The following is a 22,835-nucleotide window of genomic DNA, read 5'->3' on the forward strand; positions in this document are numbered from 1 at the left end:
CGCAGGCTCCAGTATCAGTAACGAATTTTTGGGTCGATAACTGCATACAGCACATCGACAATGGCGTTAAATACAATTGTCAGCGTTCCCACCAAAATGGTCAGACTGAGCACCAACGAGTAGTCGCGGTTAAGTGCGCCATTGACGAAAAGCTGACCAATACCTGGCAATCCGTAAATGGTTTCGATAACCATAGAACCAGTGATGATGCCGACAAAAGCAGGCCCCATATAGGAGAGCACCGGTAATAGAGCGGGTTTCAATGCATGGCGGAATATAATCCGACGCATTGGTAACCCCTTCGCCCTGGCAGTACGGATAAAGTTAGAGTGCAATACTTCAATCATTGAGCCACGCGTAATACGAGCGATGCTGGCGATATAGGCAAGCGATAATGCCACCATTGGCAAAATCATAAATTTCAAAGCCCCACCATTCCAGCCACCGCCAGGCAACCACTGGAGCGTAATCGCAAATATCATCACCAATAAGGGGGCAACAACAAAACTGGGGATAACGACCCCGGTCATCGCCACTCCCATAACCATATAATCCCATCGGGTGTTTTGTTTTAACGCAGCAATAACGCCCGCGCTAACGCCAAGAATAACGGCGAGTAAAAATGCCGCTGCGCCTAATTTCGCCGAAACCGGGAAACTGGTCGCCAGCAGATCGTTGACCGAGTAATCTTTATATTTAAAGGATGGTCCAAAATCGCCATGTGCCAGCTGTTTCAGGTAGCTGAAGTACTGGGTGGAGATCGGATCGTTTAAGTGATATTTCGCTTCAATATTCGCCATAACTTCAGGCGGCAGTGTACGCTCGCCAGTGAAAGGACTCCCTGGTGCAAGGCGCATCATAAAAAACGAAATGGTAATGAGTATAAATAGCGTCGGTATCGCTTCCAGAAAGCGACGTATAATAAATTTTAACATTGCCGTACCTTTTGGCCTGTGCCTTCAAAAATGCGAAAAAAACAGACACCGTGGAGCAGATATGACCTGCTCCACGTATTGCCATTAGTGCTTCACAATGTACATATTTTTGGTATAGGTATTATCTAACGGATCTTTACCGGTATAGCCGCCGACCCATGGTTTAACCAGGCGTGCGTTGACGTAGTAATAAACCGGAACAATGGCAGAATCTTTATCCAGTTGCTGCTCTGCTTTAGCGTACAACTCTGTACGCTGAGCCTCATTCGTGGCTTTAAGTGTTTCTCCCATCAGTTTGTCAAACGCCGGGCTCTTATAATGCGCGGTGTTATTTGAACTATCGGAAAGCATAGTATTCAGGAAAGATGTGGGTTCGTTGTAATCAGCACACCAGCCTGCGCGTGCAACATCAAAAGTACCCTGATGGCGGGTATCAAGGAAAGTTTTCCACTCCTGATTTTCCAGCTTAACGTTAGCGCCCAGATTTTTCTTCCAGATAGACGCTACGGCGATAGCCAGTTTTTTATGTAAATCAGAGGTGTTATACAACAGATCGAAGGTTAACGGTTTTTCTGACGTATAACCGGCTTCTGCCAACAGTTTTTTGGCTTCTTCATTACGTTTTTCCTGAGACCAACCAAACCACTCTGGCTCAACCAATTTTGCGCCATCGGTATAAGGCGGAGTGTAGCTGTAAGCTGGCAGGTCGCCCTGGTTTTTCACTTTATTAACGATAATATCGCGATCAAGTGCCAGTTTCAGTGCGGTACGTACACGAACATCGTTAAATGGAGCTTTCTGGTTATTAATTTCATAGTAGTAAGTGCAAAGATATGGATCGACATGCACTTCATTTGGGATCTCTTTTTTCAGTTTCTGGAACAGTTCAATCGGCATGTTGTTATAAGTCATGTCGATTTCGCCACTGCGGTAACGGTTGACATCTGTAACTTCAGAGGCAATCGGCAAGTAAGTGATTTGATTGATAATGGTCTTATCGTTATCCCAATAAGTTGGGCTACGCTCAAGTACCATACGCTCGTTGACAACCCAGTCTTTCAGTTTGTAGGCACCGTTAGTTACGATATTGGCAGGCTGAGTCCATTTTTCGCCAAATTTTTCAATTGCCGATTTAGGTACTGGAGAAACAGACGGGTGAACCAGCAGTTTATAGAAATAAGGAACTGGCTCGCTCAACGTAACTTCAAAGGTATTATCGTCAATGGCTTTGACACCCAGTTCAGATGTTGTTTTTTTACCAGCGATAATGTCATCAACATTCGCGATATGACCATATTGCAAATAACTGGCATAAGGTGACGCTGTTTTCGGATCAGCAAGACGCTGCCAGCTATAAACAAAATCCTGTGCAGTTACCGGAGTTCCATCAGACCATTTAGCATTTTTGCGTAGATGGAATGTCCAAACTTTAAAGTCTTTATTGTCCCATTTTTCTGCAACCCCAGCGACTGGGTGCCCTTCAAGGTCACTGACCAACAGCCCTTCAAACAGGTCGCGGCTTATGTTGGATTCAGGAACACCTTCAATTTTATGCGGATCAAGGGATTGCACTTCAGAACCGTTATTTCGCACCAGCGTTTGCTTTTCTGCCAGTTGTACACCTGCCGGAACCTCGGCAGCCAGGGCAGTATTACCCGCAATGAGCGCTGTCAAGACGGCGGCTGCCACCAGGCTTTTCTTTGTCATGTTGATCATTGTGTATGTGCTCCTTCGTTATAATTACTGGTTTTGTACCAGCATGTTTAATTCAGTAATAAACCAGCTCGGCTCAGGAGATGAGTACCGCCCGGTATTTCTTGCTTAGTTACATGCTCTTACAGATTACATCTGCTTATATTTCAGGGAGAGTTCTGCGTTCTCCCCTTTTGCAATACAAAATGTGTCACCCTGTCCGCAACACATTTTTTAATTCTTCAAAACGTAGTGAAAATAATTCTCATCAACTTAAAAATGATGGTTTGATAACTTGCGGAAAGTAACAAATGCGCCTCTTAATCGCTAATACATTTTACAGATTTGTTATGCGATTCTCTTTTTTCTAAATACACTCACGAACAAAAAACAAGCAAAATCCACAACAAATCAATTAAAACCATCAGGTTAGGCTACATTACAGTGCCTTTGTCGTTTTCTTTAGCTAATGGATGGGCAATGTACATATATTTAACAACTGATTATTTTTTAGCACGTTCGTCTACATAAACCGCAAAATTACTAATATCATTTCAATTATGCTTCATCAAGCACATGATAATAATGTGGGAAAAATAACATCAGATTTAAGATATCGGGAAGAAAGCATCCGTGGATTTCTCTGATAAATCAGAGAGAAAGAAAAATTAAAGAAGACATCAATTTTTATGATGATGTAAAAATGTCATGAGTTACTTATCAGCATAAAAGAGTCAGTAAACTGATGACAAACGTAAGATGCCCGGGGCAAGACGCTTACCAGGCTGGTAAATGCATTCATGCCGCATCCGGCTTGAACAATGCCACTTTATAAACGATCTGAAACGGAGCTAAAAGCGCTCCGTTTTTTTAGGTTGAAGTATTAAGTAAGAAGCCCTGGGAAAATAGCCTTTAGCCCGGTAACAATAAACTCAATACCCAGAGCCATCAGCAACAGCCCCATGATACGTGTGATCACGTTGATTCCCGTCTGCCCTAAAACACGTACTAACCAGGGTGCCATCCTGAATAGCCCCCAACAGCAAAGGGCGAATATCGCGATCGCCAACGAGAAACCAACAAAATACATGATGCTATGATAACGTGTGCCCCAAACGATAGTTGAACTTATCGCACCGGGGCCAGCCATCAGTGGTAATGCCAGCGGCACTACCCCCACACTTTCGCGAATAGCTGTTTCTGATTTTTCCTGTTTGTTCTGTTTGTCTTCGCCCAATTTGCCGCTAATCATCGACATGGCAATAGTCACCACCAGGATTCCACCGGCAATTCTGAACGAATCAATGGAAATGCCAAACAGTTGCAAAATGCCATCACCGAGAAACAATGCAGTCCACAAAATGATCGCGACGGAAAGATTGGCGGTCAGGTTTGTTTTGTTACGTGCAGCAGCTGTCTGATAGCTGGTCATGCTGATAAAGACGGGAATAATCCCAACCGGGTTTACAAGTGCAAATAACCCAATGAAAAACTTAAAATAAACGGGAAAGTCGAAAAAAGTTTGAATCACGGTTAGCTCCGAAGCCTCAGCCGCATGTTGTCAAAAGTAGTACTAATAAATAAACGCGCTGACAATACGCTTTTTTATAGCATTTTTCACCTGGGTATACGTAAATAAACTCCCATTTTTCAGCGTTATACATATGTATAAATTATGCTAACTTATAACGCATTCACATCAACAATTGATTAACACTTAACGTTTTGCGCTATCAGAGCTTGCTGAAAGGTGTCAGCTTTGAGATTTTTTGATTCAGATCACGAAATCGCTACCCAGAAGTGAGTAATCTTGCGTACGCCACCTGAAATAACGCGTTAGAGTTAAGTGGCGCTAACGTATAAGCTCTTTTAGTAAATCACAGCAAAAGCCGACGTTAAGTAACACATTGATTTAAATATAGTTCCACAAACTTTCGGCGTTCTGACTATACTCTCGTATCGAGCAGATGATTTACTAAAAAAGTTTAACATTATCAGGAGAGCATTATGGCTGTTACTAATGTCGCTGAACTTAACGCACTCGTAGAGCGTGTAAAAAAGGCCCAGCGTGAATATGCCAGTTTCACTCAAGAGCAAGTAGACAAAATCTTCCGTGCCGCCGCCCTGGCTGCCGCAGATGCTCGAATCCCTCTCGCTAAAATGGCCGTTGCCGAATCCGGCATGGGTATCGTTGAAGATAAAGTGATTAAAAACCACTTCGCTTCTGAATACATCTATAACGCGTATAAAGATGAAAAGACCTGTGGTGTTCTTTCTGAAGATGACACCTTTGGTACTATCACTATCGCAGAACCAATCGGCATTATCTGTGGTATTGTTCCGACCACTAACCCAACCTCCACGGCTATCTTCAAATCGCTGATCAGCCTGAAGACTCGTAACGCCATTATCTTCTCTCCACATCCGCGCGCAAAAGATGCAACCAACAAAGCTGCAGATATCGTTCTGCAGGCTGCTATCGCTGCTGGTGCGCCGAAAGACCTGATTGGCTGGATCGATCAACCTTCTGTTGAACTCTCCAACGCGCTGATGCACCACCCGGATATCAACCTGATCCTTGCAACTGGTGGCCCAGGCATGGTTAAGGCGGCGTATAGCTCCGGTAAACCTGCAATCGGTGTAGGTGCAGGTAACACCCCTGTTGTTATTGACGAAACTGCAGATATCAAACGAGCTGTTGCTTCTGTACTGATGTCTAAAACCTTCGATAACGGCGTTATTTGTGCTTCCGAGCAGTCAGTTGTTGTTGTTGATTCTGTCTATGATGCCGTTCGTGAACGTTTCGCAACTCATGGCGGTTATATCTTACAGGGCAAAGAACTGAAAGCTGTTCAGGATGTCATCCTGAAAAACGGTGCTCTGAACGCAGCAATCGTTGGTCAGCCGGCATATAAAATTGCTGAGCTGGCAGGTTTCACCGTTCCGCAAAACACGAAGATTCTGATCGGTGAAGTAACTGCTGTTGACGAAAGCGAACCGTTTGCACACGAGAAGCTGTCCCCTACTCTGGCTATGTATCGTGCGAAAGATTTCGAAGATGCAGTAGAAAAAGCAGAGAAACTGGTAGCGATGGGCGGTATCGGTCATACCTCCTGCCTGTACACCGATCAGGACAACCAACCGGCACGCGTGACCTACTTCGGTCAGAAAATGAAAACTGCCCGTATCCTGATCAACACCCCGGCTTCTCAGGGTGGTATCGGTGACCTGTACAACTTTAAACTCGCGCCTTCCCTGACTCTGGGTTGTGGTTCCTGGGGTGGTAACTCCATCTCTGAAAACGTTGGTCCGAAACACCTGATCAACAAGAAAACCGTTGCTAAGCGAGCTGAAAACATGTTGTGGCATAAACTTCCGAAATCGATCTACTTCCGTCGTGGCTCTCTGCCAATCGCACTGGATGAAGTGATTACTGATGGTCACAAACGTGCTCTGATCGTTACCGACCGCTTCCTGTTCAACAATGGTTATGCAGATCAGATCACCTCTGTGCTGAAAGCCGCTGGTGTTGAAACTGAAGTGTTCTTTGAAGTAGAAGCTGATCCTACCCTGAGCGTGGTACGTAAAGGTGCTGAGCTGGCAAACTCCTTCAAACCAGACGTTATTATCGCGCTGGGTGGTGGTTCCCCGATGGATGCCGCGAAAATCATGTGGGTAATGTACGAACATCCGGAAACTCACTTCGAAGAACTGGCGCTGCGCTTTATGGACATCCGTAAACGTATCTACAAGTTCCCGAAAATGGGCGTGAAAGCGAAAATGATCGCTGTTACTACTACTTCCGGTACTGGTTCTGAAGTAACTCCGTTTGCGGTTGTAACCGATGATGCAACTGGTCAGAAATATCCGCTGGCAGACTACGCACTGACTCCGGATATGGCGATTGTTGATGCTAACCTGGTTATGGACATGCCGAAGTCTCTGTGTGCCTTTGGTGGTCTGGATGCAGTAACCCACGCTCTGGAAGCTTACGTTTCTGTACTGGCTTCTGAGTTCTCTGACGGTCAGGCTCTGCAGGCACTGAAACTGCTGAAAGAAAACCTGCCAGCGTCTTACAACGAAGGTTCTAAAAACCCGGTTGCTCGTGAACGCGTTCACAGTGCTGCAACGATTGCCGGTATCGCGTTTGCGAACGCCTTCCTGGGTGTATGTCACTCTATGGCGCATAAACTGGGTTCTCAGTTCCACATTCCGCATGGTCTGGCGAACGCCCTGCTGATCTGTAACGTTATTCGTTACAACGCGAACGACAACCCGACCAAGCAGACTGCATTTAGCCAGTATGACCGTCCGCAGGCACGCCGTCGTTACGCTGAAATAGCAGATCATCTGGGTCTGAGCGCACCGGGTGACCGTACTGCAGCGAAGATTGAGAAACTGTTAGCATGGCTGGAAAGTCTGAAAGCTGAACTGGGTATTCCAAAATCTATCCGTGAAGCTGGCGTTCAGGAAGCAGACTTCCTGGCGAACGTAGATAAACTGTCTGAAGATGCATTCGATGATCAGTGCACCGGCGCTAACCCGCGTTACCCTCTGATCTCTGAACTGAAGCAGATTCTGCTGGATACTTACTACGGTCGTGATTTTGTTGAAGGTGCTGCAGTCAATCAAGAAGCTGCCCCGGCGCCAAAAGCAGAGAAAAAAGCGAAAAAATCCGCTTAATTTCTTCATCTGAGTAATCAAAAGTTAACGGCTCCTCTTGGGGTAATGCCAGTCAGTTAAGCAACTGACTGGCTCTTTTTCGGGGCTGTGGGGTATTTCCAGGGCCTCTCCTTTACCACTCTCGGGAAGGCCCTTTCCCTTCTTGTCGGTAATTTCACAAGTTGTCCCATACTTGCAAGATCGCGCATCAGCTCTGGTATACGTCCCGGTGACGCGCCCTGCAATGTCATCAGCATTCTCATCACCATTCCGCATGATTCTGAGAAACTCAGTTGATTCGGCCAGTAACCTTTCAGATGTTCCGCCATTTTAATCATCTGATATCTCACCAGATTATAAGCCAGTAAGACACCCCACAGCTCTTGCTCCACAAGCTCCGGCTTTTTACTTCTCAGCGTCAGCCTGCTCAGTTGCATCGTCTGTTTTATCTCCCTGTATCCCAGTTCGATTTCCCAGCGATGACTGTACAGATCCGCCATGTCTCCTCCGGGGAAGCGCATGGCGTCCGTCATCGACGTCAGCAGATGGCAGACTTTTCCTTTGCGCGTCACGGTCAGCAGGCGGGCTGTCACCTCATTTCCCAGTCCCGGCCACTTTTTTCGTGCCTGCGGGCTGGTTTTCAGCTTCACCAGATGATCGCCTTTACCCAGTTTTCTGATCTCTTCATATTGCGCTCCCTTTCTGAGAGGGATCATCCAGTGGCGGTGTTCTCCCGCCAGGCTCCAGGCATTTAACAGTCCCAGTGAGTAATAACCTTTATCCATTAACGTCAGAGTGTTATCGCCGGTTTGTTCTATAAGTTGCTCAGCAAGCTCATTTTCGCTGTTCTTCATCGTGCCGAAGGCTGCAGCCGTCAGCAGATGGCTGGTCAGTTCCATCTGGCAGACCATTTTGACCTGCGGGTAGAGCGCCGGGTTGCCGGCATGTGTCTGGCGGGGGAAGGCTGCATCGTTTTCTGGTGTATCCGGTGTGCGCCAGAACGCACCATCGATGGCCAGCAGGGTCAGGCCGCACCAGTGCGGATGCGGCGTGGCATTATGCCAGAGCTGCGCTGTTTTCGTGAACACGCGGCGGACAGCCTCACTTCCCAGGCGCTGGCGGCCTGAATAACGGCACTGGGGGCAACGAAGGGGCGATTGCCCGGCAGCATGATGTCCAGGCGATTCACAATCTGGTGAAGAGGTTCTTTACGCTCAAGCGCCATGCCAACAATACACCAGACCATCATTTCGAGGGGAAGACGGCGCTTGCGTAGCGTTACAGTACCTGATTCGGCAAGGTAACGAGAGATGAGTTCGGGGTCGAGGTAATCCCCCAGAGAAGTCAGTGGGTTACGCAGAGAATCGTAACGGGATACCAAATCAAGGGCCTGTCCAATGAGCATAAAAAAATCCGGAAACGAGTGAACGTTTCCGGATTCTTACACAGCCACTGGATCGGTCAACTGATCCTTAACTGATTGGCATTACTCCTCTTGGGGCCGTTTTTTTATGCTTTCAATGAAGCTGAATGGTGCCAGCGAAAATTCTATATTCGATAAAAAAGCTGATGTCCGCTGAAACAATGCTGTTCCTGCGTTACACCAGCTTTATCACGGTCAAAATAAATTATTCTGCTTGTCGGTGACGCTTCTGAATCGCAACCAGAGAGTCTGTAGCAAGCGCTTCTTTATAGTGCTTACGACATACGGAGACATAGCGTTCATTACCGCCTATCACCACCTGTTCGCCTTCATTATAGGGTCTCCCCTCCTGGTCGAGCCGCAACACCATGCTTGCTTTACGGCCACAGAAACAGATAGTTTTTAATTCGACAAGTTTGTCTGACCAGGCCAGCAGGTATTGGCTACCTCCGAAGAGTTCACCACGAAAATCTGTACGTAAGCCGTAACACAGTACTGGAATATCAAGTTGATCGACAACTTCGGATAAATCATAAACCTGTTGGCGGGTTAAAAATTGGCACTCATCAACCAAAACACAATCGACAGGTTGTTTCGCATTTTCTGCACGAATTTCTTCGAATAATGATGAGTTTTGGTTAAACAATCTGGCTGGTGATGAAAGCCCTATGCGGGAGCTTACTTTCCCGGCACCGAAACGGTCGTCAATTTCTGCCGTATAAACAACAGTACGCATTCCGCGTTCCTGATAATTGTAAGACGATTGCAGCAACGCCGTAGACTTACCCGCATTCATTGCTGAATAGTAAAAATATAGTTGTGCCATTGGCGACAAAACCCTCACCCAGGTGATATACAATTTGCCAGAAGTGTACCATATTTTGCCCGTTTTCCCGCTCGCAGAGCGTGTATGTCGGTGTATTTAGTCTGGGTGAACAATAGGCTGCTATAGTGCCGTTATAACGGTACGCACAGCTATATGTTTATCTATACTCGCCATACATCAAGTTGCATGTGTTCCCCGCTGTTACTTACTTGAGTAAACGCCCGGAGCGCCTCCCGTTTGCCGCCATCCTGCGCCTTGAATTATTCAGACTATATACACATTCTTTCACAAATGATGTGTGGTTAATTCATCCACCGGGATTATCAACGCCACACTATATGAAATTCCCGAGTTATTGTTACAGACTCTGTTACCTCTAATGTAGTATTTGTCAGGTCTTGTTAGTGGATCTAATACAGAAGGTTGAAATCACTGCAAAACGAAACTATTTCACTCTGATAAAATGTGACCTGTATCAGGAAGTTTAACCCTGTTTTCATCAGTATCCCCCCTGACAATAAGCTCATTTTTACCTCTTAAAAGCCGATAAATTCAGGATCAGTTATTTAATGGAAGAGCAAAATAAAGAACAAATTTTGAATTCCTTACATTCATGGCTATTGCACAACTGAATTTAACGCTCTATTATTAGCTCAACAAACCACCCCAATATAAGTTTGAGATTACTACAATGAGCGAAGCACTTAAAATTCTGAACAACATCCGTACTCTTCGTGCGCAGGCAAGAGAATGTTCCCTTGAAACGCTGGAAGAAATGCTGGAAAAATTAGAAGTAGTTGTAAACGAACGTCGCGAAGAAGAAAGCGCGGCAGCTGCTGAAGTTGAAGAACGTACTCGTAAACTGCAGCAATATCGTGAAATGCTGATTGCTGACGGTATTGACCCGAATGAATTACTGAATAGCATGGCTGCTGTTAAATCCGGCACCAAAGCTAAACGCGCTCAGCGTCCGGCTAAATATAGCTACGTTGATGAAAATGGTGAAACCAAAACTTGGACTGGCCAGGGCCGTACTCCAGCAGTAATCAAAAAAGCAATGGACGAGCAAGGCAAACAACTGGAAGACTTCCTGATCAAGGAATAATTCTTAAATTGAATGCTTAAAATCCCGCCACTGAGCGGGATTTTTTATTGTTCCTTTTCGGAAACCCCTTAGCTTCAGCCATAAAAAACGGCGCCTTTTCGACGCCGTACTTTTGACCACTACAAAGGTTGGTTACTTCTTAATACCAACTTCTTCTTCCAGCCAGGATTTAAATTCTGCGCCAAGAGTATTATGACGGATACCGTATTCCACAAATGCCTGCATATAGCCTAATTTATTACCACAGTCGTGGCTCTTGCCTTTCATATGGTAGGCTTCAACAGTTTCTTTTTCGATCAGCATATCAATTGCATCGGTAAGCTGAATTTCATCCCCTGCTCCCGGAGGAGTTTTAGCCAGCAGAGGCCAGATATCTGCGCTCAGAACGTAACGCCCTACAATAGCAAGATTAGAAGGTGCAACGTCGGCTTTTGGTTTTTCTACCACACCGACCATTGGTACGCTTTCACCCGGAGCTAAATCAACACCTTTGCAATCGACTACACCATATGCAGTAACGTCGTCTACAGGCTCAACCATGATTTGGCTATTTCCTGTTTCATCAAAACGACGAATCATTTCTGCCAGGTTATCCTGGGATAAATCGGACTCATATTCGTCAAGAATAACGTCAGGCAGAATAACTGCGACCGGTTCATCGCCTACCACCGGATGGGCACAAAGCACTGCGTGGCCAAGGCCTTTTGCCAGCCCCTGACGTACCTGCATAATAGTGACATGCGGCGGGCAAATAGATTGCACTTCATCAAGCAGCTGGCGTTTAACACGTTTTTCCAGCATCGCTTCCAGTTCAAAACTGGTATCAAAGTGGTTTTCGATGGAATTTTTTGAAGAGTGGGTTACCAGGACAATTTCCGTGATACCCGCTGCAATACATTCATTCACGACGTACTGAATTAATGGCTTATCTACCAGCGGAAGCATCTCTTTTGGGATAGCCTTCGTTGCCGGTAACATCCTGGTTCCTAATCCCGCTACCGGGATAACGGCTTTTTTGACTTTCGAATTAATGGCAGCCATTTAAATTCTCCTGGACTGTTCGTGTATAGAACGTGTTCATCAATATGTATCGCATCCGAGTATATCAGTACCCGTGTAACCGCCTGGTCTGAAAAGGATACGCATCAGCATAATTAAGACAAATACTTATATAACTGGTGACGATAGTATCACTGGCTGTGAAAAGCGGGGTATGGCAATTTTACTTCCCCCGCTCAATTGTTCATTCCGCAGACAACATAAGGCGTAATCTTCCACCCGCGCCCCAAATTTGGCACTGCCAGGCTTCGCTGTGCTGGCTTAATTGATTGAGGTACGCATTACCTAAAGTCCCCAACGGTACACCGCTACTGATTTGAACCTGATGCGTTCCAGTATTCAGCGTTGCGTTAAGACCAGCAGAAACCAGAATCAAATTTTTTAGTCCGCTATGGTAATACCCCACCAACAACGGAAATTGTCCGGGTAAATTCGCCTGGCGAAGCAAATGATTGACCTGCTTCAATAAGGCACCTAATTCTGGCAATCGCTGATTCTGATGCAGCAACTGTTCTTGTAATAAACTGTTAAATAATGCACGCAGTAATAGTGCCGCCAGGACACCATTATTCCCGGCTCTTGTTACATCCAGACAATAAAAAGCCAGATCCTGATCCGAAAGCGGCGCAATATCCAGAACTAAACCCGGTTGGTCGACGGCCACCAACTGCCGATAATTTATTCGACAGTGAGAGATCACTTGCTGAACGGGTGGTTGCAGTTCCTGTAAAAGTTTGGCGGCAGCCGGTGGATTTTCCACCAGCGCATCCCAGTCACGAAATAATCGCTCTTCCTCTTCTACCCTGGAATTAAACATATTTGGATACAAGCTGGCTAATACGGCTTCACGCAAGCGATTGAGATCTTTCACGGGCTTAAGCAATACATCATCAACGCCCAACCGCAACGCTTTGGCTATATCGGCCATATTTTCCGTCGCAGAGATGACCAGGATTGGTGTCTGATCACCACGATTACGGATTTGTTCAATGAACTTCAGGCCATTCATTCGCGGCATTGCAATATCACAGATGATGAGATCTGGGGTATAGCTTACCAACAAATCAAGTGCATCAAGTCCATCCATTGCCAGTGCCGTTGTCGCTCCCAATGAGGAAAACCACGAATCGAGAAGCGAGCGAAACACTGGCTCATCCTCCACAATAAGAATCTGTTTTCCGACCAATGGCTGCGTCATATTCTCCCCCCTGACTGGCTTTAAACAATAGTGGCACGGTATCGCCACATGCGCCTGTCAGAATTAACTTAAGTGTAGATAAAAATGTGCGTCAACCGTTGGCTCGCACAAGCGGTGAAAGCTCATCGAGTTTTTTTTCTACCGCGAGTTGCCCTGCCACAATGGCAGAACTGGCACGATGGAAATCCAACGTTGAGATTTGTGGACAGAAAGGCTGGATCAGAATATCAGGTGGATCGCCAGCCATACGGTTGCGTTTGAGACGGTTCTCCAGAACCTGAATGGAGGTGGTCATTATCTCCATTGCCGTTGGCGCAGTGACAACCCGACGAGTCGTAATATTACTTAGCCGCTCTTTCAGGCGTTGATGCCAGGGAAGCGAATCTTCGCTATCACTGATATCTTCACTCACATTTAACGAAAGGAGATCTTGTTGCATCAGATGTGCATCATGCTGTAAATCAACTGCTATAACAATATCAGCGCCCATCGCTCTGGTCAGTGAAACAGGCACCGGATTAACCACTGCCCCATCGACTAACCAATAGCCGTTGTGCGCAACTGGCGCCATCAACCCAGGGATACTGCAGGATGCACGCACTGCCAGATGAAGATCGCCTTCGGTAAACCATAACTCCCTGCCGGTACTCAGATTAGTCGCAACTGCACCAAAACGCCGTGTGCAATTTTCTATTTCTGCGATAGGCATAATATTACGATAGTAATTAAAAACGCGTTCGCCCCGTAACAAACCGCCTCGTCGCCAGGAGAGATCCATCAGTCGCAATACTTCCCAGTAACTAAACGAGCTCACCCAGTTTTCCAGGTCAGATAATTTATTACAGGCGTAAGCAGCTCCCACTAATGAACCTATGGAGCATCCGGCAACAATATCAATTTCAATACCTATTTGTTTTAGCGCTTTTATCACACCAATATGTGACCAACCGCGTGCAGCACCGGACCCCAGTGCCAGGCCTATTTTTATCTTTCTCATTGTACCGACGAACTTCCCCTGGTCTGCAGACATAGCAACATTGCCACTGCTCAGTTAACATAGCGCTACCCAGGGCGTCCATACGCCACTTTTTTATTTCAGGGAGATGATTTGTGTCTCAACTTTGTCCCTGCGGTAGCGCAGTCGAGTATAGCCTATGTTGTCAGCGTTATCTTTCCGGTAATCAACTTGCACCAGATCCGGTACAACTCATGCGTTCGCGTTACAGCGCGTTTGTTATGAAAGATGCAGATTATTTAATCAAGACATGGCATTCATCGTGTGGAGTTGCGCAGCTGCGCGACGATATTATTGCCGGATTTGCTCATACCGAGTGGTTGGGTTTGACTGTGTTTGACCATGCCCTTACCACTGATGGAAAGACAGGATATGTTAGTTTTGTCGCTCGTTATTCTGAGCGAGGTAGAGCTGGCGCAATTATTGAACGCTCGCGTTTTATAAAAGAAAATGGCCAGTGGTACTATATTGATGGTACACGTCCGCAGTTTGGTCGAAATGATCCCTGCCCTTGTGGTTCAGGTAAAAAATTTAAAAAGTGCTGCGGCCAATAACAGCTGACGGCATGTAACCATGCAAACACTCTCTTACAAGGTTTTACCAGCAATGCATTCACTACAACGAAAAGTTCTGCGTACTATTTGCCCTGATCAAAAAGGCCTTATCGCGCGTATTACCAATATTTGCTACAAGCACGAGTTAAATATCGTGCAGAACAATGAATTTGTTGATCACCGTACCGGGCGCTTTTTTATGCGCACGGAACTGGAAGGGATTTTTAATGATTCCACCCTGCTGGCGGATCTCGATAGCGCATTGCCAGAAGGCTCCGTGCGTGAACTGAATCCCGCCGGTCGTCGCCGGATAGTGATTCTGGTCACTAAAGAAGCGCATTGCCTGGGCGATCTGCTAATGAAAGCCAACTACGGTGGCCTGGATGTTGAAATCGCGGCGGTTATTGGTAACCACGATACCCTGCGTCCATTGGTGGAACGATTTGATATACCGTTTGAACTGGTAAGCCATGAAGGGTTAAGCCGCAACGAGCACGATCAGAAGATGGCGGATGCCATTGAAGCACATCAACCTGATTATGTCGTGCTGGCGAAATATATGCGGGTATTGACGCCGGAGTTTGTCGCTCGTTTCCCGAACAAAATTATCAATATTCACCATTCATTCCTGCCTGCGTTTATTGGTGCACGTCCCTATCATCAGGCTTATGAACGCGGCGTAAAGATTATTGGCGCAACGGCACACTACGTGAATGACAATCTGGATGAAGGCCCAATCATTATGCAGGACGTTATTCATGTAGATCACACTTACACTGCCGAAGATATGATGCGTGCGGGTCGTGATGTCGAGAAAAACGTATTAAGCCGCGCGCTTTACCAGGTTTTGGCGCAGCGTGTATTTGTTTACGGTAACCGGACGATTATTCTTTAATCGCTGGCAAAATAGAACTGGTTGCCTTTAATCCGTTACGGATGAAAATTACGCAACCAGTTCATTTTTCTCAACGTAACCCTTTACAGCGGCGTGTCATTTGATATGATGCGCCCCGCTTCCCCACAAGGGAGCAGGCCAGTAAAAAGCATTACCCCGTGGTGGGGTTCCCGAGCGGCCAAAGGGAGCAGACTGTAAATCTGCCGTCATCGACTTCGAAGGTTCGAATCCTTCCCCCACCACCATCTCAAGCATTACATCAAAATTTGAATTATCCCTGGTGGGGTTCCCGAGCGGCCAAAGGGAGCAGACTGTAAATCTGCCGTCATCGACTTCGAAGGTTCGAATCCTTCCCCCACCACCATCACTTTCAAAAACCCCTGTATTCTCCAACGAATCCGTAACTGAATATTCTGCTCATGCGGGGAAGGATGAGAAGCTTCGACTAAGGTTCGACTCGAGCGCCAGCGAGAGAGCGTTGCCGCAGGCAACGACCCGTAGGGCGAAGCGCGCAGCGCTGAGTAATCCTTCCCCCACCACCATCACTTGATTCCATTCTCAGTCTATCGGCTTCTCCCCCATTCGCCGTAAAAACTGCTGCTGTAGCCTCAACAAATCCGCTAACGTCAACAACTGATAATCCAGACCTTGCTGGCTGGCAATTTGAGCGATAATGCGGCTTAACGCTGGATAATGGCGATGATGCCAGTGAGGAAAAAGATGATGGGTAAGATGCAGATTAATCCCGCCCAGCCAGTAACCAAGCCATGCAGGTTGCGGCGTCCAGTCAAAGGTAGTAGCGAAGGTATGCGCCAGCCGGCCCACGGCCATTTTGCCCTCTTCTGGTGGTAACTGCGTATGTCCCTTCGCCCAGTGCGTTCCGATAATCAACATCACAAAGATCAATGACGCCAGCAGCTGGCTGAGCAGATAAGTCAGCAGGATGGTCATGAAATTAAATTCAGACAGAAGCCACGGGAGTATCAGACACAACACACAATGCGCCAGTTTCCCGGCTAAGAAATATCCCCAGCCAGCAAAGCCTCGCAGGGCCAGATGTCGTGTGACCGGAGTAAACCCGGCGCGATCGAACCAGTCCACTACCCAGATGTACCAGGGAAAGGTGAGCGCCGCGACCAGTGGCCAGTAGCGATGCTGCTGGCGCATAAAAGGTCGCCACCGTTGCCACGGCGTCTGGCGAAGAATGCCATTTTCTGCGGTGTCAGGATCGTAAAATTCAATATTGGTAAAGCCGTGATGAAAGCGAACATGGCGCACCCGCCAGCAGTCCGGATCAAGCCCCATCGGGAACGCAACCCACCGGTTTAGCCACGCATTGGCCTTTTTACCGCGCAAAAACGCATCGTGCGAAGCGTCATGCACCACATTGACCGCTAACAACATGGCGCAAAACATCATCGCCAGATACCACAACAGATACAGTCCCCACTGACTTTGAGATAACGCCAGTGAATAGCAGCATAAACAGGCAATAATCAATGCCGCCATTTTGGTGAATGCCCAGCCGTCGGCATACCGATGATCGCATGATTTCGCCAGATAGACTTTCGTATCGTTTTGCAGCTGCTTCACCAGTTGCGGATCATCAGCAGGAAAAGTGATTAACCTGTCGGGATTAAACAGGTTCATAGCGTTTCCTTAACGACTTACGTCCTACACCGATTAGGAATAACACACAATGGGCCAGCAAAATGCCCGCTAATCCCTTCCAGAGCAGAGTGCTCCACGAACACATATAAAGAATAAAATAGAGCAGTGACAACGTCACCGAACACCACAAAATCATTCCCCAACGCTGCCCGTCGCTCATGCCCCCCAGCGCAACGGAGCCTGCCACCAGCAGAACAAATAATACGGCTTGCTCACTGGTAATAAACTCAATGCCATAACCATATTGCTGGATGTAGCCAAGCACCAGCATAAACAGCAGGATCACCCCTGCCCCTACCGCCCACGCAGAACTCTGGTAGCGACGTTCAATCGCTTTGCCAAATGAGCGAAAGCCCATTAAGCGTAAAAATGGCAGGTTACTCTCGCGCATCGGGTTACAGGACAAGCGACTATTTTTTACGCCGTAGCCTACGTCGTGTTCCGGCCCGGCACTATACGAACCGAAAAGTTTATCCCACAACAAAAAGGTGCCACCGTAATTGGTATCGGCATATTGCTTTTCATTCAGATGATGGACGCGATGATGCGAAGGCGTGATCAGCACTTTTTCCAGCCAACCCAGTTTCGGCGCTAGCGCGTTATGGTTAAAAAATTGCCAACTATAGTGAATAATAGAAACCGCCAAAAAGACCTGCAACGGCACGCCAAGCATCGCCAGCAGCATAAAGAACGGGATTGAGGTTAACGAGGAGTACCACGAGTTCCGCACACCTAATGAGAGGTTGTAGTGTTCCCCCTGATGATGCACCACATGTACCGCCCACAGCGGGCGCATCTCGTGATGCCAGCGATGCAGCCAGTAAAAGCCGAAATCCCACGCAAGGATTGTAAATAGCCACAGCAGGATCCCTGGCGCATTATCAAACAGTCCAAGGCTGAAGTGATTGACCACCAGGCTATAGCAGAGCACTTCCAGGCAGCGAAATAACCACAGCATCATATGACCGGAGTTGATATTAAAAATAACGTCCAGCCAGTCCACTTTTTGCCGCCCGGTGAATTGCAACACGCCCGCTTCGGCTAACACTAACAGCACCATCGATATGATGGGAAACAGTAAATCACTCATATTGCGTCTTCCTTTTCTCGCATGTTGCGCATATCCAACCGCAAATCGACGCCAGCAACGCGCCGCCTACTAAATCGATAAATAAATGTCTGCGTAATTGCAGAATCGAAAAGGCGATAGCTATCGCCCAGACCACGCTCATTAGTGTTAGCCAACGGTTCCCCTTTTTAGCTATCGCCCATACAGCCAACAGCGTGAGCGCCGCATGTAAAGAGGGAAAACAGTTCTGACTTGAGTCAATCGCTATCAGCCTGTTGAGTGCGCCCGCGGATATCCCCATTTGATCAAACGAGGGATAATGCATTGTTGTGGGCCAGAGAAGATAAAACAGACCCGCAACCAGGGCCGAAAGTTGCATTGCGCGGGCAAGCCAGCGCAGGTGGCAAAGTGGCGTGGATAAATAACCTAACGGCACAATTAAAAAAAACGAGAGATACAGCCACACGGCAGAGGGTGAAAACGTAATCATGTTATCAATTATTGACGGTGTTAATTGATATCCCTCACCTTGCAGGTAGTCGCTAAAGTTGTAAATAACCCCAACGGTTCCCCAGCCAAGCAGTATCTGTTTCAGGCGTAGCAGTAGATTGCTCATTCCCGACCCCACTCACGCACAATTCGCCGCCGCTTGGCCGCAAAAGCGACTGCCACAGTTTGCGATTCCAGCGACCATATCAATTGCTCTACCGCGATATTCTGGCACAAAAACAAAGCATTCAATGCTTCCCGGCAATGCTCCAGCATCCCCGGTTCGCAATCTGCTATTAGCGTCAGCTGTGCTGCCCCGGTTTGTAGCAGGCGATAATCGGCCGTTAGCGGCAGCGTCATCGCCAGCACACGGCTACAGGAATCGGCAAAAACGGTCTGAATATCGCCAGATCTTGTCGGCAGTTGCAGTTGATCGTCCTGCCGCCCTTCGATACGCGCAATCACCATTGTTGCACTGCCACAGGGGCATGGCTGTCCACTTGCCACCAGTATGTCATCCAGTCGATAACGCACTATCGGCTGCGTGGTGCGAGTAAAGTCAGTGACAATCGGCACGAAACGGTGCTCATCCAGCCATTGCGGTTCAATGTTAATAAATTCTTCATTGAGATGTAAGCTGCCACAGCGGCAGGTGGAAGCGAGAAAGCCTTCTGTCGCCTGATAAATCTCGCCCACATTGTTGAACACGCTTCGCAGTAATTCCCGCTCCTGCGGCTCCAGAACTTCCGCCACCGAAATCACTTTTTTGACCTTTAGCGTTAGCTCTCCGGCAATCACCGCCAGAGCCAGTGCGCGTAATACCTGAGCTGGGGCGACAATAATCGTGGGTGCTCGCTGTTGCAGAAGTTTGAGTTGCGCCTGAAATGGCGCTAGCAGATCGTAAAAATCGAGACTTAACCAGCGATTGTTCACGCTTTGATAGAGGTTGTTGTCCGCACGCAGAAACAGCGCCACCCGCTCTTTGGCAAATAAACCGTCGGGCAGCACTTTTGCCAGCACACCCGCGGCCCACATCTGTTGTTCGTGCGGGCTAACAACAAAAAGTCCACGACGCCCCGATGTACCTGATGAAAGCCCAACGCTGAACTTGCCCACACAGGGTTTGAAATCACGGCTCTGCTCACTGCGCATTGCACAAGCGAGAAGTTCGTCGCGCTTTAAACCAGCGGTATTCATCTCATCGAAATGCGTCATCATTAACGCTTTGTCCATCAACGGCCACTGGTTAAAGGGCAACGCCAGATAACGCTGAAACCACGGGCTTTGAGATAAGACATTTTGCCGGAACTGATGCAGCCTTTTTGCCTGCCAGTTTTCCAGCGCCTGACGTTCGGTGAAATGCAGCCTGCGTGTACGGAAGTAGCGCCAGAGTAAAGCCAGCGGGATCATAAATCCCCCTCGTGGCACAATCGAATATCCACTGCGCCGTTTTGCCAAAGCTGATGGAGTTGCCCAAGCGTGCGGTAGTAGGCGTGGCTGTCGGACATAACCAGATGCGCCAGCGGTGAAGGACCTCGCAGTTCGCGGTAGTTAGCAGGCGCCCATGCGGCATCGCCAGCCAGTAATATCCAGCCATTGTCGGTCAACACAAATGCGCCAATATGTCCGACAGCATGTCCGGGAAGCGGTACGAGGATAATTTCACCATTGCTTTCTGGCAACAAATAGCCGCACTCAAACGGTGCCAGTTCAGAGGACAAACTCACCGATGCAAAGCTTTCAATAAAACGCAGTGAGGACTCAAAATTCTCAGGGATCAGTCCTGGCACAAAAGCCTGGCGCAGCGCAGCGACACCACGCAGAGTTCTTACCTGCCGCCAGCCTTCACCAGAACAGATGCAAGCGACATCAGGGAAATCGCGCAGACCGGCAATATGATCGGCATGAAAATGCGACAGAATAATCGCATCAACATCTTTAGCCGCCAGTCCGTGTGCGGAGAGTTGCCGCATCAGCGCCTGTTGCGGCTCGTAATAAACCGGCGTGACCTGGCGATAAAGACGAAATACACCGGATTGCGTGTAATGTTCAAACCACGAAGAATAACCGGTGTCCCACAGCCAGCGTTTCTCGCCCACTTCCAGCAGCCAGGCGCGGGCAGGGAACTTACACACTTTCAGCCCTGCCCCTTTTAGCGCAATGCAGCCAATATGGGTACACCAGCCCGTTTCAAATACGGTTATTTTTGCCATGTTCCCTCAGCCATTGTCCCGTGATTGCAATACCTTGCTCCATCGAAAAGCGCGGGTGATAGCCCAGCTCTGTAATGGCCTTTTGCGCACTCAGCGTCATATCAAAACAGAGTGTTCCGGCGCTGTAACGTGTGATAACGGGTTCCTGATTAACGCACTTCCCGTACAGCTCCAGGCCGCGTGCGACCAGAGAAAGCAACGGCCACGGAACGGTAGCAATTCGGTAGCTCAATCCCAATTGCTGGCGCAGCAAGGCGTCAAGCATTACAGATAATTTCTGCGGCTGATGATTGCTGATGTTGTAAATACTGCCCGAGCGTAATCCTTCAACCTGCGTTGCCAGTTGCATGGCATACACCACGTTTTGCACGAAAGTGAGATCCAGTAACGCTTCGCCCCCGCGCGGCAAACGTAAGCAACCGCCGTCCTGTTGCAATTGCTGCATCAGACGGGGAACGATCACATTGTCATGGGGACCAAAAAGTCCACGGGGGCGCAAAAGGATAAACCTCGTGGCAGGATATTGCGCTACAGCCCCGGCAATAACCTGCTCAGCGGCATATTTACTGCTCGCGTAATGGCTTGAGAAAGAGCGCGCAAGCCAGGTTTCTGGCAGGTCGTAGTGGTGTTGAAAATCAAAGTAAACCGCAGGCGTGGAGATATGGATAAACCGGGGAATATTCAGCCTGCCTGCCGCCTGTGCCAGAGTATGGGTTGCTTTGACATTGGCAAGCCAGAACGCCGTTTTGTCTCCCCAGGGTGAGGACTTTGCCGCACAGTGCCAGACGGCATCGCAGCCATCCATCAAACGGGCGCAGTCATCCTCAGTTACCTCGGTTAAATCGAGAGCCACAAACTGCGCGCCTGCGCTTATCAGGCTTTTACCAACCTCGCGATTGCGCCCTGTTGCCACAACCGACACTCCCGATTGCAACAAAGATTGCACAGCATTTCGCCCGAGGCCGCTGGTCGCCCCCGTCACGAGGATTTTCACGGTAAAAGCACCATACCTGCCAGCGTTAATCCCGCCGCCGTGCCAATCAACATCGCAGGCTTATCCTTAGTGAAACGACCGCTAATCACCGCTTCATGCAGCGCTGTGGGGACAGACGCCGCAACCTGATTGCCGTAGAAACGGTAGACATCAATGAGCGCAGACTCCGGCACTCGCAGCCGTTTACGCATATGTTCAAGGGAAAGATGACTGGCCTGATGCGGAACGACCGTACCGATATCAGCCAGTTGCAGACCGCTTTTTTGCAGTAAGCGCGAAAAATAATCTTCAATAAGCGAAGAAGCAAAACGAAACAGCGGTTTTCCCTGCATATGAAAAAGAAAGTCGCTGTCACTTACGCCAGAGCGAGGATTACACCGTGTGCCGCCAGCGCGAATTTCACACAGTTCGCTGCCTTCGGGATACATTTCGATCAGGCTGGCGATAATCCCGCTGCGACCATCGCCCCGCTCAACAATCGCGCACGCTGCACCATCACCAAAAATGAGTGACGACTCTTCATGATTCCAGTCGATACCGCGTGAAGCGATATCTGCCGAGACGATGGCAATGCGCCGGTATGCCCCACAGTTTAATAATCCTGCTGCAACTTCCAGAGCGGAAATAAAGCTCACACAGCTACTGTTGATATCAAACCCGGCAATGCCTGCGGGCATGGCTGCGGCTTTGAGAATATGAATTGCGCTACAGGGTAATGCCTGTATGGCTATGGCCGATGCACAAATTAGCAGATCAATATCAGAAGGTTTTAAGGCCGCCGCTGATAACGCATTATGCAATGCGTCTGCCGCCAGTTCGGCCTGACTGGCGTCGTTGCGGGCAAAATAGCGCCAGCAAATACCGGAACGTCGCTCAACATAGCCAACTGGTTTATTTAACTGAACATCCAGTTGTTGAGAAGTGATTTTATCAGGGGGTAAGGCGATCCCCGTGGCGATTATTTTTAACGCCGCGGAGATCGTCGGTTGATTAGGTCGATCCACGGTCAGTGCTCCTTCACTGCTCCATAGGTGG

General features: G+C 48.2%; 18 protein-coding genes, 2 tRNA genes, 1 other RNA gene and 1 pseudogene. 7 read left to right on the forward strand and 15 right to left on the reverse strand.

Going from position 1 to position 22,835, the window contains the following annotated elements:
* Positions 1-14: 14 nt before the first annotated feature.
* From oppB to EFER_RS08610, 3 genes are all read right to left on the reverse strand, one after another.
* On the reverse strand, positions 15-935 hold the full coding sequence (gene oppB, locus EFER_RS08600) for an oligopeptide ABC transporter permease OppB (protein ID WP_000911078.1): 921 nt from the start codon (positions 933-935) through the stop codon (positions 15-17).
* Positions 936-1,019: 84 nt separating this feature from the next.
* Positions 1,020-2,651 (reverse strand): oligopeptide ABC transporter substrate-binding protein OppA, encoded by a 1,632-nt coding sequence (oppA, locus tag EFER_RS08605; RefSeq protein ID WP_000609319.1) that lies wholly within the window; start codon positions 2,649-2,651, stop codon positions 1,020-1,022.
* 859 nt (positions 2,652-3,510) lie between these two features.
* Entirely contained in the window at positions 3,511-4,158 is a 648-nt protein-coding gene (locus EFER_RS08610) for a YchE family NAAT transporter (protein ID WP_000616557.1), read from the reverse strand.
* Between the two features lie 476 nt (positions 4,159-4,634).
* On the opposite strand from EFER_RS08610, the gene adhE reads away from it, so the two are divergent.
* Complete coding sequence (adhE, locus tag EFER_RS08615; protein WP_000301635.1) at positions 4,635-7,310, forward strand: bifunctional acetaldehyde-CoA/alcohol dehydrogenase; 2,676 nt, start codon at positions 4,635-4,637, stop codon at positions 7,308-7,310.
* A 56-nt stretch (positions 7,311-7,366) separates the two neighbouring features.
* Here the strand turns inward: adhE and EFER_RS22960 are convergent.
* Together EFER_RS22960 and tdk are read right to left on the reverse strand one after the other, a co-directional pair.
* Positions 7,367-8,694 (reverse strand): annotated as a pseudogene (locus EFER_RS22960) (IS4-like element IS4 family transposase).
* A 223-nt stretch (positions 8,695-8,917) separates the two neighbouring features.
* A complete protein-coding gene (gene tdk / locus EFER_RS08630; protein ID WP_002431517.1) occupies positions 8,918-9,538 on the reverse strand; it encodes a thymidine kinase in 621 nt (206 codons plus the stop codon).
* A 691-nt stretch (positions 9,539-10,229) separates the two neighbouring features.
* Between tdk and hns the strand changes: the two genes are divergently transcribed.
* Positions 10,230-10,643 carry a histone-like nucleoid-structuring protein H-NS gene (gene hns / locus EFER_RS08635; RefSeq protein ID WP_001287376.1) on the forward strand — a complete coding sequence of 138 codons (414 nt, stop codon included), beginning with the start codon at positions 10,230-10,232 and terminating at the stop codon, positions 10,641-10,643.
* Positions 10,644-10,775: 132 nt separating this feature from the next.
* Here hns and galU read toward each other — a convergent pair whose 3' ends face one another.
* The 3 genes from galU to rssA form a co-directional block, all read right to left on the reverse strand.
* Positions 10,776-11,684, reverse strand: coding sequence for a UTP--glucose-1-phosphate uridylyltransferase GalU (gene galU / locus EFER_RS08640; protein WP_000718984.1), 909 nt, complete (start codon positions 11,682-11,684; stop codon positions 10,776-10,778).
* A 202-nt stretch (positions 11,685-11,886) separates the two neighbouring features.
* Positions 11,887-12,900, reverse strand: coding sequence for a two-component system response regulator RssB (gene rssB / locus EFER_RS08645; protein WP_000193436.1), 1,014 nt, complete (start codon positions 12,898-12,900; stop codon positions 11,887-11,889).
* Positions 12,901-12,991: 91 nt separating this feature from the next.
* Positions 12,992-13,897, reverse strand: a complete 906-nt coding sequence (gene rssA, locus EFER_RS08650; RefSeq protein ID WP_001226468.1) for a patatin-like phospholipase RssA — start codon at positions 13,895-13,897, stop codon at positions 12,992-12,994.
* A gap of 113 nt (positions 13,898-14,010) precedes the next feature.
* Between rssA and EFER_RS08655 the strand changes: the two genes are divergently transcribed.
* The 5 genes from EFER_RS08655 to EFER_RS22495 all read left to right on the forward strand — a co-directional run bounded on the left by EFER_RS08655 (position 14,011) and on the right by EFER_RS22495 (position 15,906).
* Complete coding sequence (locus EFER_RS08655; protein WP_015953446.1) at positions 14,011-14,469, forward strand: YchJ family protein; 459 nt, start codon at positions 14,011-14,013, stop codon at positions 14,467-14,469.
* A gap of 52 nt (positions 14,470-14,521) precedes the next feature.
* Entirely contained in the window at positions 14,522-15,364 is an 843-nt protein-coding gene (gene purU / locus EFER_RS08660; RefSeq protein ID WP_000555843.1) for a formyltetrahydrofolate deformylase, read from the forward strand.
* 160 nt (positions 15,365-15,524) lie between these two features.
* Positions 15,525-15,609, forward strand: a tRNA-Tyr gene (locus tag EFER_RS08665).
* A gap of 34 nt (positions 15,610-15,643) precedes the next feature.
* Positions 15,644-15,728, forward strand: a tRNA-Tyr gene (locus EFER_RS08670).
* Positions 15,729-15,774: 46 nt separating this feature from the next.
* Positions 15,775-15,906, forward strand: a non-coding RNA gene (locus EFER_RS22495) — RtT sRNA.
* Positions 15,907-15,922: 16 nt separating this feature from the next.
* Here the strand turns inward: EFER_RS22495 and EFER_RS08675 are convergent.
* Genes EFER_RS08675 through EFER_RS08705 form a run of 7 tightly spaced genes read right to left on the reverse strand, consistent with a single transcriptional unit; the run spans position 15,923 to position 22,804 of the window.
* On the reverse strand, positions 15,923-17,014 hold the full coding sequence (locus EFER_RS08675) for a fatty acid desaturase family protein (protein ID WP_001048205.1): 1,092 nt from the start codon (positions 17,012-17,014) through the stop codon (positions 15,923-15,925).
* Complete coding sequence (locus EFER_RS08680) at positions 17,001-18,125, reverse strand: sterol desaturase family protein (RefSeq protein WP_001281629.1); 1,125 nt, start codon at positions 18,123-18,125, stop codon at positions 17,001-17,003. The genes EFER_RS08675 and EFER_RS08680 overlap by 14 nt, the downstream gene beginning before the upstream one ends.
* Positions 18,118-18,720: a phosphatase PAP2 family protein gene (locus tag EFER_RS08685; protein WP_024256456.1), complete on the reverse strand. Its 603-nt coding sequence runs from the start codon at positions 18,718-18,720 to the stop codon at positions 18,118-18,120. The genes EFER_RS08680 and EFER_RS08685 overlap by 8 nt, the downstream gene beginning before the upstream one ends.
* Positions 18,717-20,003, reverse strand: a complete 1,287-nt coding sequence (locus EFER_RS08690; protein ID WP_000612467.1) for a F390 synthetase-related protein — start codon at positions 20,001-20,003, stop codon at positions 18,717-18,719. The genes EFER_RS08685 and EFER_RS08690 overlap by 4 nt, the downstream gene beginning before the upstream one ends.
* Positions 20,000-20,806: an MBL fold metallo-hydrolase gene (locus EFER_RS08695; RefSeq protein WP_001074299.1), complete on the reverse strand. Its 807-nt coding sequence runs from the start codon at positions 20,804-20,806 to the stop codon at positions 20,000-20,002. The genes EFER_RS08690 and EFER_RS08695 overlap by 4 nt, the downstream gene beginning before the upstream one ends.
* A complete protein-coding gene (locus EFER_RS08700) occupies positions 20,784-21,800 on the reverse strand; it encodes an NAD-dependent epimerase/dehydratase family protein (RefSeq protein ID WP_000699363.1) in 1,017 nt (338 codons plus the stop codon). The genes EFER_RS08695 and EFER_RS08700 overlap by 23 nt, the downstream gene beginning before the upstream one ends.
* Positions 21,797-22,804: a 3-oxoacyl-[acyl-carrier-protein] synthase III C-terminal domain-containing protein gene (locus tag EFER_RS08705; protein WP_000375817.1), complete on the reverse strand. Its 1,008-nt coding sequence runs from the start codon at positions 22,802-22,804 to the stop codon at positions 21,797-21,799. The genes EFER_RS08700 and EFER_RS08705 overlap by 4 nt, the downstream gene beginning before the upstream one ends.
* Between the last annotated feature and the right edge of the window lie 31 nt (positions 22,805-22,835).

The sequence above is a fragment of the Escherichia fergusonii ATCC 35469 genome, from assembly GCF_000026225.1.
Taxonomy (GTDB): domain Bacteria; phylum Pseudomonadota; class Gammaproteobacteria; order Enterobacterales; family Enterobacteriaceae; genus Escherichia; species Escherichia fergusonii.

Excerpts from the sequence above, each read along its gene's own strand:
- oppB (WP_000911078.1), bottom strand. The coding sequence starts at position 935 with ATGTTAAAATTTATTATACGTCGCTTTCTGGAAGCGATACCGACGCTA.
- oppA (WP_000609319.1), bottom strand. The coding sequence starts at position 2,651 with ATGATCAACATGACAAAGAAAAGCCTGGTGGCAGCCGCCGTCTTGACA.
- adhE (WP_000301635.1), top strand. The coding sequence starts at position 4,635 with ATGGCTGTTACTAATGTCGCTGAACTTAACGCACTCGTAGAGCGTGTA.
- tdk (WP_002431517.1), bottom strand. The coding sequence starts at position 9,538 with ATGGCACAACTATATTTTTACTATTCAGCAATGAATGCGGGTAAGTCT.
- hns (WP_001287376.1), top strand. The coding sequence starts at position 10,230 with ATGAGCGAAGCACTTAAAATTCTGAACAACATCCGTACTCTTCGTGCG.
- galU (WP_000718984.1), bottom strand. The coding sequence starts at position 11,684 with ATGGCTGCCATTAATTCGAAAGTCAAAAAAGCCGTTATCCCGGTAGCG.
- rssB (WP_000193436.1), bottom strand. The coding sequence starts at position 12,900 with ATGACGCAGCCATTGGTCGGAAAACAGATTCTTATTGTGGAGGATGAG.
- rssA (WP_001226468.1), bottom strand. The coding sequence starts at position 13,897 with ATGAGAAAGATAAAAATAGGCCTGGCACTGGGGTCCGGTGCTGCACGC.
- purU (WP_000555843.1), top strand. The coding sequence starts at position 14,522 with ATGCATTCACTACAACGAAAAGTTCTGCGTACTATTTGCCCTGATCAA.
- EFER_RS08675 (WP_001048205.1), bottom strand. The coding sequence starts at position 17,014 with ATGAACCTGTTTAATCCCGACAGGTTAATCACTTTTCCTGCTGATGAT.
- EFER_RS08680 (WP_001281629.1), bottom strand. The coding sequence starts at position 18,125 with ATGAGTGATTTACTGTTTCCCATCATATCGATGGTGCTGTTAGTGTTA.
- EFER_RS08685 (WP_024256456.1), bottom strand. The coding sequence starts at position 18,720 with ATGAGCAATCTACTGCTACGCCTGAAACAGATACTGCTTGGCTGGGGA.
- EFER_RS08690 (WP_000612467.1), bottom strand. The coding sequence starts at position 20,003 with ATGATCCCGCTGGCTTTACTCTGGCGCTACTTCCGTACACGCAGGCTG.
- EFER_RS08695 (WP_001074299.1), bottom strand. The coding sequence starts at position 20,806 with ATGGCAAAAATAACCGTATTTGAAACGGGCTGGTGTACCCATATTGGC.